The sequence below is a fragment of the Nocardia sp. NPDC055321 genome, assembly GCF_053645575.1.
Window position 1 is genome coordinate 53,493 of the sequence record NZ_JBSHMS010000026.1, and the last position, 14,632, is coordinate 68,124.

Genomic DNA, 14,632 nt, shown 5'->3' on the forward strand with positions numbered 1-14,632 from the left:
GTGACGTGTCAGAGCGCCGCGGCGAGCGCGGTCTCGAAGGCGGTCAGGAAGTGCTCGACATCGGACTCCTCGAGAACGGCCGGCGGGCTGAACCGCAGCACGGTCGAGGAATTGAGGGAGTGGTTGGCCAGCACACCCTGCTCGATCAGCCCGAGGAACAGCTCGCCGACGCCGGCCGGCTCGCGGAACTCCAGTCCGATCAGCAGTCCGCGGCCGCGGATGTCGATCTCGTCGCCCCGGGGGTGGCGGGCGACGATGGCGGTGATCTCCCGCAGCAGCCGTGTGCCGAGGTCGGCGGCTCTGGTGGTGAGGTCCTCGTCGTGGATGACCGCTATCGCCGCCTCGGCCGCGGCGCAGGCGAGGGGCGAGGCCGCGAAGGTCGAGGTGTGCAGGTAGGGGTCGCTGGAAAACGGCTGGTAGGCAGCGGCGGTCGCGACCATCGCGGCGATGGGCACGACACCGCCGGAGAGCCCTTTACCGACCAGCAGGATGTCGGGGACCACGCCTTCGGCGTCGATGCCCCACCAGGTCCCGAGCCGGCCGAGCCCGGTCTGGATCTCGTCGACGATGAGCAGGGCATCGTGGGCGCGGCACGCCTCGGACACCGCGCGCAGATAGCCCGGCGGCGGAATGCGAACGCCGCCCTCGCCCTGGACCGGCTCGACGATCACGCAGCCACGTCCCGGGACTGCGGCCAGTGCCGCGGTCATGGCCTCGATGTCGCCGAAGGGCACCGTGGTGACATCGGGCAGCAGCGGCCGGAACGGATCCTGGAAGATCGGCTTCGCGGTGACGCTCAGCGCGCCGAGCGTCTTGCCGTGAAAACCGTTGGCGGTCGTGATGATCGCGTTCTTGCCGTTGGCGCGGGCGAGTTTGAGCGCGGCCTCGGTGGCTTCGGCGCCGGAGTTGACGAAGTGCACCATCTCCAGCGGGCCGGGCGTGGTCGCGGCCAGGGCGGCCGCGGTCCGGGCGGCGACCGGTTCGAGAAAGACCCGCGTGGCCATCGGATGCAGGTCCAGCTGGCGGTGCACCGCGGCGGTCACCACCGGATGGCGGTGACCGAGCAGGTACACCCCGTACCCGCCGAAGTCGAGGTATCGGCGTCCGTCGCTGGCCAGCACCCACGGGCCTTCGCTGGAGATCTCGACCATGCCGCCGAGCAGCGCGCCCAGCGATGCACGGGTGGAGCCGAAGTGCTTGCGGCACAACAGCTGTGTGTCGGCGTCGAGCCGGGAATCCGTGGTCGTCATGCGACCCGAGCCTGGCCGGCGTGCCCGAGACCCTTGGTGCGGGCCCAGTAGCGCAGGGACTTCGCGGTGGCCTCGAGCAGTGCCGCCCGGGTGACCTGCGGACCGAAGCCGAGCTCGGCCATGGACGTCGGCAGCGGCTCCGGGGTCTGGAACAGCCAGGTGAACTCCAGGAAGTCCCGGAACATCGCCTGCGCGTCGGCGGGCAGGGCGTCCTCGAGCAGCGGCAGCAGCAGGCGGGCGACTGCTTCACTCGGGATGAAACGCGGTGGTGCGCTGGTGATCCCGAGCTCGTCGCCGATGTCACGGCACAGGGCCAGGATATCGCCGGCGTGCAGCGCCTCCGGCCCCGCGGACAGCCAGTACTCGCCCTGGACGATGTTCTCCCGCAGCAGCTTTCCCAGCACCGCGGCGACCAGATCCTGGGGAATGGTGTCGATCAGCGAGTCCGAGGCGCAGGGGATGAGCGGCACCCGGCCGCGCACCACGCCACCGAGCACCCGGTGCAGGCCCTGGAACGCCGCCATCCTGCCGTCGACGGTGCTGCCGGACACCACCGAGGGGCGCACGATGACGGTCTGGGCGGGGTCCTCGCGCACCAGCTGCTCGGCATCGATCTTGGACTGCACGTAGGTGGCGGCGCCGGGGAAGCTGGTGCCGTCGCCGGGCGGGTTGGCCACGAACGCGGTGCTGAAGAAGTAGAGCGGGACCTCGGCGTCCCCGGCCAGGCGCAGCAGCGCGCGCGGTCCGGCGAGGTTGGTCCGCAGAATGGTCTCGGGGTCTTCCTTCCAGCTGGTCACCGCCGCCGAGTGCACCACGGCGTCGACCCGCTGGGTGAGCCGGCGATAGTCGGCGGGGTCGAGTCCGAGTGTGGGATGGGCGAAGTCGCCGGAGAACTCGCTGATGCGCGGATCGGCGACCGGTGTTCGGTGCCGCATGCACACGATGTCGAAGTCGTGCGCGAGCTCGTCGATCAGCGCCCGGCCCAGAACTCCGGAGCCGCCGGTGAGCAGGATGGTGCGTTTACGCCAGGTCATGTCGATTCGTCCTTTACGCGATGCGGAGTGTGGAACCGGTCAGGTAGTCGATGAGCGAGCCGGCCATGCGGGAGCGCGCGGGCGGATGGAAGCCGAGGCCGTTGACCGCGGCGGCGAGGTAACCGACGTCGTCGCCGGTCATGAAGTTCAGGCCGCCGAGCAGTTCGATCGCCCGGGGCACCACCGCGGCGATGGCGTCCTGAACCGCGTAGCGCACCAGCAGTGCGTCGGCGAGCAGGTGTTCGTCCTGCTGACGTTCGGGAACCTGCCGGGCGATGTTCTCGACCGCGGCCATGGCGCCCTCGATCCCGGTCACCAGCCGCAGACGCTCGTCCGCGCCGACCTTGTCGAGCGTGAGCGCGCGTTCCACCAGGGCAGAGGCGGCACCGAGATAGGAGCCGGTCATCAGCAGTTCGAACCAGACGAACCCCGCGGTCTGCACCTCGTCGAGGCGGCCGGAGTCGACGGCGCCGGTCAGCACGACGAGATTCGGCGGCACGAGCACGTCCTCGACGGTGACCTGTTCGCTTTCGGCCCCAGCCAGCGCGAAGCTGGACCAGAAGGGCGTCACGGTGACCCCGGGGTCGGTGGACGGAATGAGCGCGACGCCCAGCTGCTGCCCGCCCTCGGCGTCGGGGACCAGCACGCTGGCGGTCAGCAGGTCCATCGAGCGGGCCAGGCTGCAGGGGCGCTTGACCCCCGAGACCCGGATGCCGTCCGCGCTCGCGGTGGCCGTCATCGTCGGCGCCAGAATTCGGCCGTCGGGCCGGCCTTCGGCGAAGCCGGACGCGACCAGCATCCGCTGTCCCGCAATGGCTTCCAGCAGCAGCCATTCCTGTCCGCCCCGATCGGCCACCAGGATCAGGCTCGAGATCGAGAAGTGGTGCATGGTGGTGGCCACGGCCAGCGACGGCGATCGGGAACCGATCGCCCGCTGGATCCGGACCGCTTCCAAAGGTGTTGCGCCGCTGCCCTTGTACTCCTGCGGAATCACCAGACCGGCGCCGCCGGCCTCGCGGAAGAGCTTGATCCCCGGCGTCGCGGGAGATTCCAACTCCCGCAGCGGAACCTGGGTCAACTGCGTGTCCAGACCGGGTAGATACCGCTCCAGCACGGCGCGTTCGCGCTCCAAGATTTTCATGCTTATCCCAACCGAGCAGAGTCGAGCCCGAGCCGAACCGTGTCGTGCTCGAGCGTGTGCGAAGTGCGCGTGAATCGGGACCGCAACCGACCGCCCGTGAACACGAGATCCGTTGCGCGGCGGGCGATCCGCCCCTGAATTGTGCGTCGAGCATCCTCGGCCGACTGCGATGTGGAGCTTAACCGGACCGCTGTCGAGTCGGTCAACCGTGAGCGCGGTCACAAGGTAGGTGAGCGTTTGCTCCGTCCACGCGGCGCGATAGCGGCATTGCCGAGCTGGCAACTATCCGCCGCACAGTGGGATGTGCCAGCTGAGATAACTCGCACCCGCAAAACGGCATATTACCGGTGGGTAGTCTGGTTAACGACGGGCAATCCACGACCGTTCCTGCCCGCTCGATGATGCAGATCACACGAGTGGAAATCGCAGGTGGAATGGCTTAGCGTTGCGTTGTCGATTGGCGAATTGGTGGCACGCCTCTCGAGCTTTGTGGGGATTGTGTGCGTACGGCGTCCGGACAGGGTGGTCCGCCGCGCAGTGCAACATAATGGCAGCTCAGTGACATTATTTCGAGAGACCCGAGGGGGGTCTGTGGGTGGAATAGCGATCTGTCCGGCTGCGCGCCCGAGCCTTACCGATCTGAACTTCTGATGAATTCGTGTCGCTGATTCCGGCCGTGAACAGGTCGCGCATCACGCACCGAACCGGAAATAGACTGTTTCAAACAATTAATCACTTTCGCTCGAACTGAACGGTCGAATTATCGCCTGTTCGAGTGTCAATTGCCGCGCGCGAATCAATTATTCATGCCGGCGCAGTGCCGACCCACGACCGATCGTGGTTGCCGGTCGTTATTCCCATTTCCTTTTGTTCGATACCGAGTGAGGAACGTCTGTGAACACTGTCATCGAGAAAGACCTGGTCGAGATCGTTCGTGATGATCTGGCGGTATCGCTGCCCGATATCGACGGCACGTCACGCCTGATCGACGATCTGGGGCTGGATTCGGTCGCCTTCGCCGTGGCCATCGTCGCCATCGAGGAACGGCTCGGCGTCCGGCTCACCGAACAGGAGCTGGTGAACTGCGCGACCCTGTCCGACGTGGCGTCCGCGGTGGCCGGTCGCCGCGCCGCCGCCGAACAGGCGTGAGGGGCGCGGGCATGACACTGCTACGGGAGAACGCGCTCGCGGCCGCGGTTCGTGAGGCATTGCGCGGGGGCGCGGATCTGCGCATCCTGAACAAGGACGAGAACCGGTGGGAATCCAAGCACTGGGGTGAGGTCCTCGAACACGCCGAAGGCATTGCGGCACATCTGCAAAGCCTGCGGGAGAACACCGCACCGGTGGCGGTCATCGGCGAACCGAGCTACGAAACCGTCGCCACCGTGCTCGCGGCCTGGCTGGCCGGGCGTGCGTCGACCATTCTGCCGGGACCGAACCGCTTCGCGAGCCTCGAATCGTGGGCCGCGCGGACCACGACGCAACTGACCACGCTCGGGGTGGGCGAGGTGTTCTGCCAGGGCGCCGCGCTGCGGGCCCTGACCGCGGTCGCCGCACCCGGCGGTCCGCGCATCGCCGAGCTGGACGAGGTCAATCGGTGGCGCACCGCGCCCGCGGGATTCGCCCCCACCGCGGTCGCGCCGGACGCGGTGTCGATCTATCAGGGCACCGCGGGGTCGACCGGTATCCCCAAGAGCGTCGCCCTGACGGCTCCGGCCGCGCTGGCGAACGTCCGGGATGTGCTGTCGCGACAGCGATTCGACACCCGGGACGATGTCCTGTGCAGCTGGCTGCCGCTCTATCACGACATGGGCCTGATGATGCTGCTGGCCGGCGTGGTCACCGGCGCGCCCACCTGGCTGGCCCCGACCTCGGCCTTCGCCAAGTCGCCCTTCGACTGGCTGCAGTGGCTCACCGCCAGCGGCGCGACCATCACCGCCGCACCGAATTTCGCGTACGCGTTGCTGGGGCGGTACGCGCGGCTCGCCGGCGGCGCCGACCTCGGTGCGTTGCGTGTGGCCATCAACGGCGGTGAACCCATTGATGTTTCGGCGACGCAGCAGTTCAGCGCGCAACTCGCGCCCGCGGGGTTCGACGCCCGCGCGGTGTGCGCGGCGTACGGTCTCGCCGAGGCGACCTGCGGGCTCACCATGCCCGCGGCCGCGGCCGGCCTGAGTTTCGACGAAGTGACCGGCCCGAACGGCGCCCCGCATCGCGCCGCGCTGCTCGGCGCCGCGCTCGACGGCGTCGAGCTACGGGTGGTTCCCTCCACCCACACCACCGACTTCGATGCCGAGCGGCCGGTCGGTGAGGTCCAATTCCGTTCCACCGCACAGATGGTCGGCTATTTCGGCGACACCCCGATCGCGGCGGGGGAGTGGATCGGCACCGGCGATCTGGGCTACCTCGTCGACGACCAGTTGGTCGTGTGCGGGCGCAGCAAGGAATTGATCACCATCGCGGGGCGCAACATCTTTCCGCAGGAGATCGAGCGCGCGGTCGCGGGCGTGGCCGGGGTGCGCCCCGGCGGCATCGCCGCGGTCCGGGGCGGCGGCACCGAGGCCCGGCGCGATCAGCTCGTGGTCGTGGCCGAGTATCTCGGCGATGACGAGCCCGCCGCGCGACGGCTGATCGCCGAACGGGTCGCCGCCGAATGCGGTGTCACGCCCGGTCTGGTGGACCTGGTCGCCGCGGGCACGCTGCCCAAGACCACCTCGGGCAAGTTGCGGCGCGTGGAGATCGCGGCCGGATACCGATGAATCAAGCCAGGACGGAGAAGTATTCGGCGATGACCGACACCGTGGAGTTCGAACAGCTGCTGGACCGGGTCTTCGACGAGGAGTTCAGCCTTCTCACCGAAGAAGCGGAGCAGAAAGGAAGCTTTCCCCGCGAGTTGATCGAGAGAATCGGCCGCGCGGGGGTCTTCCGTGACAAGTGGAACGAGGGACATCGCCCGGACGTAGCCAAACTGGTGCTGCTGTCCGAGCGGCTCGGCGGACTCGGCTCGGCCAGCGCCGGAGTCGGGGTGAGCCTGCACGATTCGGCGATCGCGGTACTGCGCCGGTTCGGCCGCTCGGACTATCTCGCCGATATCGCCGAACGCGCGATCTCCGGCGAGGCCATCGTGTGCCTGGGCGCGTCCGAGGCCGGTGGCGGGTCCGATCTCCAGGTGGTGACCTCGGTCGCCGAACCCACCGCCGACGGCTATCGGCTGCGCGGGGCCAAGAAGTTTGTCTCGCTCAGCACCATCGCCGATGTGATCCTGCTGGTGGTGCGGCTGGCATCGGCGGATCGCGAGTCCGGTGACGTCGCGCTGTTCGCCGTCGAGGCCGATCGGATCTCGATCGGCGAGCCGTATCGCAAGCTGGGCGCGGGCTTCCTCGATACCGCGCCGATCGAATTCGATGTCGAGGTGTCCGCCGATGCGATGATCGCCCGGCCCGGAACCGGTTTGGCGGTGCTGAGCTGGGGACTCGCGAACGAACGGCTGTCGGTCGCCGGTCAGGTGGTCGGCGCCTGCGACCTCGCGCTCGGGGTGAGCATCGCGGAGATGATGCGCCGCACCCAGTTCGGCAAGACGCTGTTCGAGCACCAGGCGCTGCGGTTGCGGTTCGCCGATCTGGCGGCCCGGGTGGATCAGCTGCGTTACGCCCTGCGCGGGATCGCCGCGTCGGGGGCGACGCCCGACATTCGCACGGCGTCGGCGATGAAGGTCACCGCGGCCCGGTTGGGGGAGGAGGTGCTGTCCGAATGCCTGCACGTGTTCGGCGGCGCCGGATACCTGGTCGGGCCCGCTCCGGTCGAAAGGTGGTGGCGGGACATGAAATTGGCCCGGGTCGGCGGTGGAGCCGACGAGGTGCTGTGGGAGTTGGTCGCGGCGGGCCTGCGGCCCGACTTCGCCGGACACGATCGGTGGGTGCGGGCATGAGCGAGCGGCGTTTCAGCGTTCTCGACGAGTTCTTCCTGCAGATCGAGACTCCCGAGCGGCCGACCCACTGGGCGTTGGTGTTCGAGCTCGAGGACGGTGCCGCCGTGTCGGTCGCCGCGCTGCGCGAACGGGTGCGCGAACGGGTGGGCACGTATCCCTCGCTGTTGCTGGGTGCGACCGATTCGAGCGGGTCGGGCCCCCGGATGCGCGAGTTCGGTGTCCAGGACGCGGTCGACAATGTCGGCGCGGCCACCGTCGCGGACGACGCCGCGTGGCACGACCTGCTGGGGTCGCTACTGGCGCAACCGCTTTCGCGGGATCGGCCATCGTGGCGGCTGGTTCGGGTGCACCAGGACGACACCGGCGCGGTCCGCCTGGTGCTCATGGTGCATCACAGTCTGGCCGACGGCATCGCCGGCGCCGGGTACGCCGGTCTGTTCATCGACGGCGAGTCCGGCCAGCTGGCGCAACTCGACCGCTATCTCCTGAGCGATCGCTATGCCGGGCCCGCGGTGTCGCCGCGCGAATTCTTCTCCGCGCTCAAGGGATTCGCCGCAGGATGGACGGGCGGCACCGGATCGCGGCGTATGCCCAAGCTGACCGGCGCGGGCCGGCGCTCGGTGGCCGCGGTGCACGTGCCCACCGGGCAGGTGCGCGCCATCGCGGTCCGCAACGGCGCGGGCACCGCGGAGTACCTGATCGGGGCCATCGGCGAATCGCTGGCGACCCTGACCAGCGGGCACCGGGTACTGCGCGCGTTCGCCCCGGCCACGCTCGACCGATCGCTGCGGCACTCGGGCAACGCGGTATCGATCGTGCTGGTGAACGTGGACGGGGGAGACCAGGAGCTCGGCGAGCGCCTGACCGCGACCCGCGGACAGCTCGATCGAATCGCCGATTCGGGTGCGCCCCTGGCGCTTCCGGTCATCTCGCGAGCCGCGGGCGCGCTGCCCTGGGTGCTGCGCCGGGCCGCGGCCCGTGCCACCCTCGCGATGCTCGGGCCCGACGTGCACATCGGGGTCAATCCGGGATACCTGAACCTGAAGACGGTCTTCGGCACGACCATCTCCGCGGTGCAGCCGCTGTCGCCGCTGCTCGGCAACGCGGTGTCGTTCACCTGCCTGGTGCTCGGCAAGGACGTGCACATCGGCATCGTCTGGGATCCCGAGGCGGTCGGAGACCTCGGCGCGGATTCCGCCCGCGCCCTCGCCGCGCGGCTCGAGGTGAGCGCCGCGGTCGCCCCCTGACCACCGGCCCTTGCTGTGACGGCGATTGTCTGGTTAGGCTACCCTCGCTGAAAGTCACTACTAAAAAGAACTTCACTTTCAGCCATTGGCGACGACGCCCTGAGGGCGATTCCGGATTGGAATGCAATGAGTGACAAGCGGATTCGATATCTGACGCTGGTCCTGTGGCCGGTGCTCCTGGCGCTGCTGGCCATACCGGCCGCACAGATGACCGGCAAAGCCGGGGAACCCAACCTGCGCGTCGACGGCAGCGCCTCGGCCTCCGCGGCCGAGCGCACCGCCGCGCAGTTCGGCACCGACTCCTCGGTGGCCGTACTGCTCAGCGGTCCCGAACGCGACATCACCGCGCAGGGTCGCGCGCTGGCAAACGCACTGGCCGAACGCGAGATCGGCAGTGTCATCACCCCGTGGAGCGACGGTGGTCCGGGGCAGGAGCTGCGCCCGGACCCCGAATCGGCGCTGATCCTGGTGATGCCCCGGGCAGCCGGTGGGCCTATGAAGGAATCGCAGCTGGTGCGCGAGGTCGTCGAGCAGACCGTGCACGACCCCGTCAGCGTCGCGCTCACCGGGCAGGGCGTGGTCGGTGATGCGTTGCAGCAGGCGGGAGTTCGCGAACTGCGCCGCGGCGAACTGCTGGCGCTGCCGTTGTTGCTGGTGATCCTGCTGCTGGTGTTCCGTTCGGTACTGGCCGCGGCCATCCCGATCGCCGTCGGCGGCACCGTGCTCGTCACGACCACCGGGGTGCTGAGCCTGGTCGCCGAGGTGGTCGCCATCGACACCCTGGCGGTGAGCATCGCCTCGATGATGGCTTTGGCACTGGGCGTGGACTATTCGCTGCTGATCGTGTCCCGATTCCGGGAGGAGCTGGCCAAGGGCGCCGACCGGTGGAGTGCCGCGGCCACCGCCCGGCGCACGGCGGGCACCACCGTCATCGTCGCCGGTGGCGTGCTGCTCTCGGCGGTCGGCGCGGCGCTGCTCGTCGCGCCCGGGCCGTTCCTGGTCTCGGCCACGGTCGCGGTCGGGCTGTCCGCCATTTGCGGCGTGATCTGCTCGGTCGCTCTGGTTCCGGTCATCCTCGGGCTGGTCGGCGAGCGCATCAACAGCAAGGTGCTGCCCGCGCCGCGCGGCGGGGACGGGCTCGTCGTGCGCAGCTGCCGCCTGGCGCTGCGGCGTCCGCTGCCCATCGGACTGGTCGTGGCCCTGGCGCTGCTGGCGATCTCGCTGCCGGCGCTGTCCATGCGGGCCGGTACACCGGGTGTCGAATTGCTGACCGGCGGCGACAAGGCGCTCAGCGACTACCGCAAGATCACCGACAAGATGGGACCCGGCTGGGCCGCGCCCTTCGTCGTGCTGGCGGAGAACCCGGACGGTCCGGTGACCACGGAGAAGGGCCTGCAACAACTCTCGGCGTTCGAGAACGAGCTCCGCGGACTGCCGGGCGCGGCCGCGGTGCTGGGGCCGGGCGAGCTCGAGAAGCGACTCGACGCGTTCGGCAAACTCGGTGGTCCGCAGTTCGCGTCGGCGGCCACCGCCGCCGGCATCGACATCGGCGCGCTGATCACCGACACCCCGCAGTTCAACCGCTCGGGATACCTGCGGCTCGCCGCGCTCGACGGCGCCCGGCCCGAACTGCGGCAGATGATCTCCTCGGTGGTCAATATCGATCACGGCGGGTCTGCGGTCCGGCTGCTCGTGGTGCCGACCGGCGCCGCGGGGCAGGACTCGGTGAACCAGCTCGCCGAGGAATTGCGTTCCCGCGCGGACGCTTTCGAGGCCACCTCGGGTCTGCGGGTCAGCATCGGCGGGCCGGGGCAGCTGATCGTGGACTTCAGCGGTGAGATCACCCGTCTGGTGCCGCTGCTGTTGCTGGCGCTGTCGCTGGCGAGTCTGATCGTGCTGGTGGTGCTGCTGCGCTCACTGCTCGTTCCACTGGTGGCGGTGATTCTGAACGTGCTCACCGTCGGCGCGGCCTTCGGCGTGCTGGCCCTGCTCTACAACGGCGATGTCGGCGCGGACGGCGTGCCGAGTTACATCGCGGGCACCGCGGTCCTGGGCATCATGGGCATCATGTTCGGTCTGTCGATCGACTACCAGGTCTTCATGCTCTCGCGCATCCGGGAGGCGTGGCAGGAATCTGGCGACCCCGACGTCGCGATCAACGAGGGCATCGTCGGCACGGCGCGGGTGATCACCGGTGCGGCACTGGTGATGATGGCGGTGTTCGTCGGTTTCGCGCTGACCGACTTCCCGGTCAACCGGCAGCTCGGCGTCGGGCTCGTGGTCGCGGTGGCCGTGGACGCCACGCTCGTGCGACTGCTGCTCCTGCCCGGGGTGCTCAAGCTGCTCGGCACCCGCGCCTGGTGGCCCGCGCCCCGGCCGCAGGTGGCCGCACCCGCGGCGGTCGAGACCGACCGTGAGCGCGTACTGGAAGGACAACCCGCATGAGCGAGCTCCGATCATCGGATCTGACAACGGAATTGGATGCGCTGGACCCGGACGCGCGTGCGGATCTGTCCGCACTGTTCGAGCAGGCCTGTACGGGGGAGACGAAGGAATTGACCAAGGCGGCCTATGCCTCGCTCGACCTGGTACCGGGTCCGCTGCGGCGTGCGGTACTGAAAGTGGCCGGGCTGTGAGCGCGGGCGAGTTCGGCGCGGAGTTGCGCAAACTGGCGCGGCTGCTGGGGGTCACCCCCGAGCGGATCGAGTACCTCGCGAACGTCCCGCCGCAGCGACTGGCCACGATTCGTATCGCGATGGGGCAGGAACTGCTCGCCCGCAACGCCGATGGCCTGGCACGCATCGCCGGAACCGCCAAGGTGCTGCCCACCGCCGTGGTCGCCAAGGTGACCGAACGCAACGGGCACGCACTGCTGACCGCGCGGCTCGCGACGGTGATGGACAGCGGCCGGGCCGCGGATGTCGCCCGGCGGCTCTCGGATGGCTATCTGGCGCAGGTGGCCACGCACCTGGACGGGCCGCAGGCGCAGCAGGTCATCGCGCAATTGCCGTACAAGGTGATCGACGCCGTGGGCAAGCAGTTGAGCGCGTCGCGGGATTGGCTGACCCTCGGCGCCATCGTGAGCTGGCTCGGCGCGGAATCCGCGGCACACCTGTTGCGGGCGCTGGGATCGGACGCCGCCGCGGTGCTCGACGCGGTCGACGCGCAGGACCGCGAACGTCTGCGGGCGGTTCTCAGTTCTACCGGTTAGACCCGCGCGAGGGGTGAAACATCGGGGCCCGGAACCGTCTTGACGGTTCCGGGCCCCGAGTCGTGTTCGCGCCGAACGGTATTCGGACTCGAACCGACCAGTACTCAGATCGGCACGCCCAGCACCGCGGCCAGTGATCGGTGCACCAGGTCGATGGCGCGATCGAGTACCTCACCGAGTGGTTCGGCGAATCCGTTCTCGACCCAGTGGTCGATGGCGGCGACGAAACTCCAGACGCCCTGCGCGGCGATCACCCGGGGCACCAGATCGTGCGGAGCGAGACCGAGGCGGGCGGCGAACACCGCGCGCACCTGCTCCTCGACCTCGCGGACCTGGCGCAGCTGGCCGAGCCGGACGTCCGCTTCGGTGGCCATCAGCCTGGTGCGCAATTGGATTCGCCGCTCGTCGCCGGTGCCCATGATCGCCATCACCAGCAGCCGCGCGCCGGCGGTGGCCTGCGCGAGCAGTTCGGCCGGGGCGGTCACCTGTGCGTCGGCGGCCAGCAGGGTGAGGATCTGGGGGTCGATGTCGTCCCAGATGACGAGGCGTTCCTTGGTGCCGAAGTAGCGGTAGACCGTACTGGGGGACACTCCCGCCGCCGCCGCGACCTGTTCCACGGAGACGCTGCGGTACTCGCTCTCCTCGAACAGTCGCAGCGCCACCTCTTGGATCTCGCGCATGGCCTGCGTGCGGCGGCGCTCCATCATGCTCGTCTCGGGGCGCTTGGTCTGACTCACGGGACAAATAGTACGCGCGTCACCGGCACCCTGACAGTCACTTGCAGTTTCGGAGTCACTCGAGTTAGGCTTGGCTAATTAGAAAGTGACTTTCTTTCCAGAAGTCACGTTCAATCGAGGGAGTGGTCATGTCGATCGTGGATGAACGCGCTGTCCTGAAGCTTCGAACCAGCTACCAGTCGATCGTCGTCGCGGTCGACGGCACACCGCGGTCCCGGCAGGTGGTGACCGCGGCCGCGCGGCTGGCCAAGGACGCCTGCGCCGCACTCACCATCGTGGGCGCCTACGCGCGCAACGGATCCACGCCCAGCGCGATGGCCGCCGATCTACTGCGCGCGGACGCCTACAGCGCCAGCCCGGCCTCGGGCATGGACGAGCTGCTCGGCGACGCCACGATCCAGGCCAGATCGGCCGGCGCCCCGCTCGTGCATCGGCGCAGTGTGTCCGGGGCGCCGGTCGATGTCCTGCTGGCGGCGGCGGCCAACGCCGGGGCCGATCTGATCGTCATCGGCGAGCGCATGTTCGACACGCCCTGGGGGCGGTTCTTCGGTTCCTTCCCCGCCGAGGTGGCGCGGCGCTCCACCGCCGACGTGTTGATCGTCAACGGTGCGCGCGCCTGACCTTCGGGCCCGGAGCTCAGCCCACGACCCCGGGGACCTCCGAATCCAACAGTCGGAGAACGGGATCCAGCGCCCCCGGGGCGTGCGCCAGCGCGTTGCTGCTGAACTCGATGATCGCCAGCTCGTGGCGCAGGACGTAGTCGAAGAACGCCGCCTCGGGGGAGCCGGCGTAGTGGGCGGCGAGCCGATGGAACGCCGGCAGGTACCGCGTGGTGCCTTCGCGCACGGCACGCAATTGGATCCCGTAGGGCAGTACGCGCAACCCCACCGCGCCGGCCGTACCCGCCGCACTCGCCAGGGAATTGGCGTGCGCGATCGCGAGGCCGGTGCGATCGAGGAAGGCGCCGACACCCGCGTTGGTGCGGATCTCCAACTCGTGCAGGGCATTCCACGCACGGCGTTGCGCGTCGTCGGTGGCCAGTCGTTCGGCTGTGCCGAACATGGACGCGCCCAGCTCCTCGGATTCGACGAGGCGGCGCAGGTCGGCGCGGACGATGGGATCGATCACTGGATTGTTCACGGTGTCACCGGTTCTCGGGAGTGGGGATCAGGATGCGGTCAGGAAGTTCTCGATGAGCGCGTTGACCACGTCGGGTCGTTCGATCATCGGCAGATGGCCGGTGCCGGGCAGGATGTCGACGCTCTCCACGCACGGGACCAGCCGGGCGAATCGGCGCAGATCGGCCTCGGGGGCGATGCGGTCCTCGCGGCCGCCGATGACGATGGTCGGGCACGACAGCGCGGTCAGCGCGGGGCGGAAGTCGTAGCCGACGCCCTGCCGGAGGGTGGCGACCGTACCGGAACCGCCCGCGCCGGCCAGAATGTTCCGCACGGCGTCCGGGGACAGCGAGCCCGGATCGGGCGTGTAGGGCGACAGCGCGAGGCCGCGCGCCCACCGGTTCGACACCACGAGGTCAACGGCCCAGCGCGGCAGTGGAATACCCACCGTGGCGGCCTCGATCAGGAAGTTCACCAGGGCCGGGTTGCGGAACAGGGTGATCGCGGGCGATCGGAACAGCGCGATGACCGACAGAATCGGCCCGCCCACCAGCACCATTCGCCGCACCGCGTCCGGGCGGCGCGCCGCGTACTCACAGGTGAGCAGGGTGCCCATCGAATGGCCGATCAGGTCCACGCGTTCGGCGCCGGCGTTCGCCCGCACGGCGTCGATTACCTCGACGATCGCGCCGACCGTCATGTCGCCACTGTGCTCCGATCTGCCGAATCCGGGCAGATCCACCGCGATCGTCCGGCCGTGCGGCGCCAGCGCGGTCAGGGTCGGCGCCCAATGTCGCCAGCAGCCGCCCAGGCCGTGCACGAGGATCCGGACCGCTTCTCCCGCACCGGTTTCGGCGTAGGAGATGCGGCGCTGGGCGACAACGACATCGTGATGACTCACGGCGAACTCGGTCATTCCCGGCACGCTACATAATGAATATTCATTATGTTTCCGTTTCGGACGAT

At 69.1% G+C, this 14,632-nt stretch carries 14 protein-coding genes; 8 read left to right on the forward strand and 6 right to left on the reverse strand.

All coding sequences use genetic code 11. The annotated features are described in order from the left end of the window. Positions 1 to 8 precede the first annotated feature (8 nt). Genes ACWIGI_RS32770 through ACWIGI_RS32780 form a run of 3 tightly spaced genes read right to left on the reverse strand, consistent with a single transcriptional unit; the run spans position 9 to position 3,425 of the window. Positions 9 to 1,250 (reverse strand): aspartate aminotransferase family protein, encoded by a 1,242-nt coding sequence (locus ACWIGI_RS32770; RefSeq protein WP_454206927.1) that lies wholly within the window; start codon positions 1,248 to 1,250, stop codon positions 9 to 11. Further along, positions 1,247 to 2,284, reverse strand: coding sequence for an SDR family oxidoreductase (locus ACWIGI_RS32775; RefSeq protein WP_454206928.1), 1,038 nt, complete (start codon positions 2,282 to 2,284; stop codon positions 1,247 to 1,249). Before ACWIGI_RS32775 ends, ACWIGI_RS32770 begins: the two co-directional genes overlap by 4 nt. A 13-nt stretch (positions 2,285 to 2,297) precedes the next feature. Then, positions 2,298 to 3,425 (reverse strand): acyl-CoA dehydrogenase, encoded by a 1,128-nt coding sequence (locus tag ACWIGI_RS32780; protein WP_454206930.1) that lies wholly within the window; start codon positions 3,423 to 3,425, stop codon positions 2,298 to 2,300. Between the two features lie 894 nt (positions 3,426 to 4,319). Here ACWIGI_RS32780 and ACWIGI_RS32785 point away from each other — a divergent pair. The 7 genes from ACWIGI_RS32785 (at position 4,320) to ACWIGI_RS32815 (ending at position 11,811) form a co-directional block, all read left to right on the forward strand. Continuing rightward, positions 4,320 to 4,574 (forward strand): acyl carrier protein, encoded by a 255-nt coding sequence (locus tag ACWIGI_RS32785; protein ID WP_454206931.1) that lies wholly within the window; start codon positions 4,320 to 4,322, stop codon positions 4,572 to 4,574. 11 nt (positions 4,575 to 4,585) lie between these two features. After that, the gene (locus ACWIGI_RS32790) at positions 4,586 to 6,184 is read left to right on the forward strand and encodes an AMP-binding protein (protein WP_454206933.1); all 1,599 of its coding nucleotides are present in this window, start codon (positions 4,586 to 4,588) and stop codon (positions 6,182 to 6,184) included. 29 nt (positions 6,185 to 6,213) lie between these two features. Next, complete coding sequence (locus tag ACWIGI_RS32795) at positions 6,214 to 7,353, forward strand: acyl-CoA dehydrogenase family protein (protein WP_454206935.1); 1,140 nt, start codon at positions 6,214 to 6,216, stop codon at positions 7,351 to 7,353. Beyond that, entirely contained in the window at positions 7,350 to 8,600 is a 1,251-nt protein-coding gene (locus ACWIGI_RS32800) for a wax ester/triacylglycerol synthase domain-containing protein (protein ID WP_454206937.1), read from the forward strand. Before ACWIGI_RS32795 ends, ACWIGI_RS32800 begins: the two co-directional genes overlap by 4 nt. A gap of 126 nt (positions 8,601 to 8,726) precedes the next feature. Further along, positions 8,727 to 11,045: an MMPL family transporter gene (locus tag ACWIGI_RS32805; protein ID WP_454206939.1), complete on the forward strand. Its 2,319-nt coding sequence runs from the start codon at positions 8,727 to 8,729 to the stop codon at positions 11,043 to 11,045. Then, a complete protein-coding gene (locus ACWIGI_RS32810) occupies positions 11,042 to 11,236 on the forward strand; it encodes a hypothetical protein (protein ID WP_454206941.1) in 195 nt (64 codons plus the stop codon). The genes ACWIGI_RS32805 and ACWIGI_RS32810 overlap by 4 nt, the downstream gene beginning before the upstream one ends. Next, entirely contained in the window at positions 11,233 to 11,811 is a 579-nt protein-coding gene (locus tag ACWIGI_RS32815) for a hypothetical protein (protein ID WP_454206942.1), read from the forward strand. Before ACWIGI_RS32810 ends, ACWIGI_RS32815 begins: the two co-directional genes overlap by 4 nt. A gap of 104 nt (positions 11,812 to 11,915) precedes the next feature. Here ACWIGI_RS32815 and ACWIGI_RS32820 read toward each other — a convergent pair whose 3' ends face one another. Next, positions 11,916 to 12,548: a TetR/AcrR family transcriptional regulator gene (locus ACWIGI_RS32820; protein WP_454206944.1), complete on the reverse strand. Its 633-nt coding sequence runs from the start codon at positions 12,546 to 12,548 to the stop codon at positions 11,916 to 11,918. 128 nt (positions 12,549 to 12,676) lie between these two features. On the opposite strand from ACWIGI_RS32820, the gene ACWIGI_RS32825 reads away from it, so the two are divergent. Continuing rightward, entirely contained in the window at positions 12,677 to 13,168 is a 492-nt protein-coding gene (locus tag ACWIGI_RS32825) for a universal stress protein (protein WP_454206946.1), read from the forward strand. A 16-nt stretch (positions 13,169 to 13,184) separates the two neighbouring features. Here ACWIGI_RS32825 and ACWIGI_RS32830 read toward each other — a convergent pair whose 3' ends face one another. Both ACWIGI_RS32830 and ACWIGI_RS32835 read right to left on the reverse strand, forming a co-directional pair. Next, on the reverse strand, positions 13,185 to 13,688 hold the full coding sequence (locus ACWIGI_RS32830; RefSeq protein WP_454206947.1) for a hypothetical protein: 504 nt from the start codon (positions 13,686 to 13,688) through the stop codon (positions 13,185 to 13,187). 27 nt (positions 13,689 to 13,715) lie between these two features. Further along, positions 13,716 to 14,582 (reverse strand): alpha/beta fold hydrolase, encoded by an 867-nt coding sequence (locus ACWIGI_RS32835; protein WP_454206949.1) that lies wholly within the window; start codon positions 14,580 to 14,582, stop codon positions 13,716 to 13,718. Positions 14,583 to 14,632 lie beyond the last annotated feature (50 nt).